The 3,611-nt window shown below is 44.2% G+C and carries 6 protein-coding genes; 3 read left to right on the top strand and 3 right to left on the bottom strand.

What is annotated here, in order from left to right; translation table 11 throughout:
* From B4K20_RS14850 to B4K20_RS14860, 3 genes are all read left to right on the top strand, one after another.
* The coding region (locus tag B4K20_RS14850; protein WP_289283507.1) for an acetate--CoA ligase at positions 1-1,181 on the top strand (1,181 nt) is incomplete at its 5' end.
* The gene (locus tag B4K20_RS14855; RefSeq protein ID WP_286304900.1) at positions 1,181-1,582 is read left to right on the top strand and encodes an RNA-binding S4 domain-containing protein; all 402 of its coding nucleotides are present in this window, start codon (positions 1,181-1,183) and stop codon (positions 1,580-1,582) included. The genes B4K20_RS14850 and B4K20_RS14855, both read left to right, overlap by 1 nt.
* 3 nt (positions 1,583-1,585) lie before the next feature.
* Entirely contained in the window at positions 1,586-2,014 is a 429-nt protein-coding gene (locus tag B4K20_RS14860) for a MazG nucleotide pyrophosphohydrolase domain-containing protein (protein WP_289283508.1), read from the top strand.
* Here B4K20_RS14860 and moaA read toward each other — a convergent pair.
* From moaA to B4K20_RS14870, 3 genes are all read right to left on the bottom strand, one after another.
* Entirely contained in the window at positions 2,011-3,018 is a 1,008-nt protein-coding gene (gene moaA / locus B4K20_RS14865; RefSeq protein WP_289244816.1) for a GTP 3',8-cyclase MoaA, read from the bottom strand. The genes B4K20_RS14860 and moaA overlap by 4 nt on opposite strands.
* A 9-nt stretch (positions 3,019-3,027) precedes the next feature.
* Positions 3,028-3,303, bottom strand: coding sequence for a YgaP family membrane protein (locus tag B4K20_RS17090; protein ID WP_414673646.1), 276 nt, complete (start codon positions 3,301-3,303; stop codon positions 3,028-3,030).
* A gap of 7 nt (positions 3,304-3,310) precedes the next feature.
* The coding region (locus tag B4K20_RS14870; protein WP_289283509.1) for a Bax inhibitor-1 family protein at positions 3,311-3,611 on the bottom strand (301 nt) is incomplete at its 5' end.

Below are 3,611 nucleotides of genomic sequence, written 5' to 3' on the forward strand. Positions count from 1 at the left end.
ACCCGTTATTCCTTCTTTATACTTCAGGTTCTACTGGCAAGCCTAAAGGCATTCAGCATAGTTGTGGTGGTTATCTGTTAAATGCCATCACCACCATGCGTTGGGTTTTTGATATTCAGGACTCCGATGTTTTCTGGTGTACAGCTGATGTCGGCTGGATTACCGGTCATACTTATGTGGCTTATGGCCCGCTTGCTACAGGTGCCACACAAGTTATCTATGAAGGCGTGCCAACCGTTCCTGATGCCGGCCGTTTCTGGGATATCTGTCAGCGTCATGGCGTCACCATTTTCTATACAGCTCCCACGGCTATTCGTGCATTAATGAAAGTCGGTGATGAAATCCCAAACAGTTATGACTTATCTAAGTTACGACTATTAGGCACCGTCGGCGAGCCGATTAATCCTGAAGCTTGGATGTGGTATCACAATGTCATTGGTCAAGGACGTTGCCCAATTGTTGATACCTGGTGGCAAACTGAGACGGGCGCTCATATGATTGCCCCCGTACCAGGCGTTACTCATGCTAAACCTGGCTCTTGTACTCGTCCACTTCCAGGGATTGATGCCGCTATCGTCAATGATGAGGGCGAAGAAATTACCACAGCCAATCAAGGTGGTTATCTGGTCATTCGTAAGCCTTGGCCTTCGATGATTCAAACTATCTGGGGTGATGATCAACGATATAAAGACACTTATTGGCCTTATTTTGGTGGTAAATATTATTTAGCCGGTGATAGCGCCAGACGTGATGATAATGGCTTTTTCTGGATTATGGGCCGTATTGATGACGTGTTGAATGTGTCTGGTCATCGCCTGGGTACCATGGAAATTGAGTCCGCTTTGGTGGCTCATCCACTCGTAGCAGAAGCCGCTGTCGTTGGTCGGCCACATGATGTGAAAGGTGAAGCGGTATTTGCCTATGTTGTACTAAAAGGCGATCGCCCTGAAGGCGGCGAAGATGAAGAGCTAACGAAAGAACTGCGTAACTGGGTGGGTGAACAAATTGGACCTATCGCTAAACCTGATGATATCCGTTACTCAGATAATTTACCTAAGACTCGCTCCGGTAAAATCATGCGTCGTTTACTAAGAACCATTGCCAAAGGTGAAGAAATTACCCAAGACACATCCACGTTGGAAAATGAGTCTATCTTGTTGCAACTGCAAGGTAAGGCTTAATGGCACAACAGGACGCTCGTTCTGAATCTCAACGATTAGATAAATGGTTATGGGCCGCGCGTTTTTATAAAACGCGTGGTCTCGCTGTTGAAGCCATTTCAGGCGGTAAAGTACATGTTAATGGACAACGTGTTAAACCCAGCCGCACAGTCCGTATTGATGACATGCTAACCATTTCAAAGCCACCCTATGAGTTTGAAGTCATTATTCAGGGTTTAAATCTTCAACGCCGCCCTGCTTCTGAAGCTGAACAGCTTTACCAGGAAACTGAGCAAAGCCGTGAAAAACGCGAACTCTTGCGTGAGCAGATAAAGAATGAGCCACTGGGCTTTAGGCAACAGAAAGGTCGTCCTAGTAAGCGGGATCGACGAAATATCATCAAATTTACCCGTGACACCTGAGTTATGTCAGACAAAGATTTCCTTCTCACGCCGATTAAGCAGACTGAGACCGACGCCTTTAAACTAGCCATTGCTATGCAGAGACGTGCTTCTCAAGTCGGTTTTGACTGGCCTGATTCTGTTGGTGTGTTGGATAAAATTCATGAAGAACTGGAAGAGCTCGGCCAGGAAATAAAACAACAATCTGAAAAATCTCACTTGCAGGCCGAACTCGGTGATATCTTATTCGCCTGTTGCAATCTGGCAAGGCATTTGGAGATTGATCCTGAAGAAGCATTGAACAGTAGCAATGATAAGTTCTATCGTCGCTTTAATTATGTTGAAACAGCAGTGACAGCTCAGGAAAAGCAGTTTGCCGATTTTTCACTGGAAGAGCTGGATGCTTTCTGGAACTCAGCCAAGCAACTTGAAAAAGCTGAAGATAAGGATTAGCCGCCAGTCACGCTCATATGACGGAAAATAATCGGCTGCGCTTTGATATCAAAGTCATGGCCTTTAGGTTTAATGTCCATTGAATCAACAATCGCTTGTTTTAAGGCTTGCATATCACCAGGCTGCTGCCGAATAACCTCACGTAAATCCATAGAGTGCTCCTGCCCTAAACACAGTAACAGCCGCCCTTCTGTCGTCACTCTGACGCGATTACAGCTATCACAAAAATTATGACTGTGTGGTGAGATAAACCCAACCTTGCTTGTGGTACCAGCGACTTGATAATAACGTGATGGTCCGCCTGTTGTTTCGATACTGGGCTGCAGGTCAAATGCCGAGTTTAAAGTGGTTAAGACTTCATCGCTGGAGCAATAACTCTCTTCACGTGCATGCGAGACATGACCTAATGGCATTTCTTCAATATAGGAAATATCCAGATCGTTATCTATAGCAAACTGGGCTAAATCAATGATTTCATCTTCATTGCGCCCTTTCATGATGACAGCGTTTAATTTAATACGCTTAAAGTTAGCTTTTTTTGCTGCTGCAATGCCGGCAAGAACTGTGTCTAAATCACCTGTTCTTGTCAGTGCTTTAAATTTTTCCTCGTTGAGAGAGTCCAGACTGATATTAATACGATCTAAGCCTGAATCAGCTAGGGTCTGTGCATATTTTTCCAGCTTGGAGCCATTGGTAGTTAATGTCAGCTCTTTCAGTGAAGTAGAGGACTTAAGCTGGCCTAATTCATTGAAAAGCCAATCTACATCTCGTCTGACTAGTGGCTCACCGCCTGTGATACGCACTTTTTCTACACCGAGTTCGCAAAATGCGCGTAATAGAAAAACAATTTCTTCTAACGTGAGTAATTGCTGGCGAGGCATGAAGGTCATTTCTTCATCCATGCAGTAGACACAACGAAAATCACATCTGTCCGTAATAGACATACGAACGTAGGTCACTTTACGACCAAAACGATCAATCAGTTGTGTGGGTAATTCAGCCATTGTGTTTATTTAACTCTTTTTACTTTCTGTATCGACCCGACAAGATGTTTGGCATGTAGACACCCCGAACACCCGATAAGCAAAACATCGACCAGTGAAAGCATTGAATAACAAAGCGACACCTAGTAGCCACCACCAGTTACTGTCATAGATGGCATAGACTATTATAACGATGCCGATAATAATACGACACCAACGATCCCAAGTAGCCAGATTTTTTTCACCGTTCCACCATAAAAATAAACCCCGCAGTGCGGGGTTTATTAGAAAGCAAATGAACCAGATAGTTCAATTAGTCATCGCCAGAAAAGGCACCAATTAATTGCAGCAGGCTAACAAACAAGTTGTAGATACTGACATACAGTGTGATGGTTGCCATGATGTAGTTAGTTTCACCACCGTTGACGATTTGGCTTGTTTCAAAAAGAATCAGACCAGCCATTAATAGAACAAACATGGCTGAGACAGCTAATGACAGACCTGGCATTTCAAAGAAAAATGCAGCTAGGCCAGCTAAGAAGGCAACCAAGATACCAACAAACAGGAAGCCACCCATGAAGCTGAAGTCTTTTTCACTTTTTACAGCATATGCT

Origin of the sequence: Methylophaga sp. UBA5088 (assembly GCF_002414625.1) — a bacterium.
Taxonomy (GTDB): domain Bacteria; phylum Pseudomonadota; class Gammaproteobacteria; order Nitrosococcales; family Methylophagaceae; genus Methylophaga; species Methylophaga marina.

What these genes read in the sequence shown, in the direction of transcription:
- B4K20_RS14860 (WP_289283508.1), top strand. Translation starts at nt 1,586, where the DNA reads ATGTCAGACAAAGATTTCCTTCTCACGCCGATTAAGCAGACTGAGACC.
- moaA (WP_289244816.1), bottom strand. Translation starts at nt 3,018, where the DNA reads ATGGCTGAATTACCCACACAACTGATTGATCGTTTTGGTCGTAAAGTG.
- B4K20_RS14855 (WP_286304900.1), top strand. Translation starts at nt 1,181, where the DNA reads ATGGCACAACAGGACGCTCGTTCTGAATCTCAACGATTAGATAAATGG.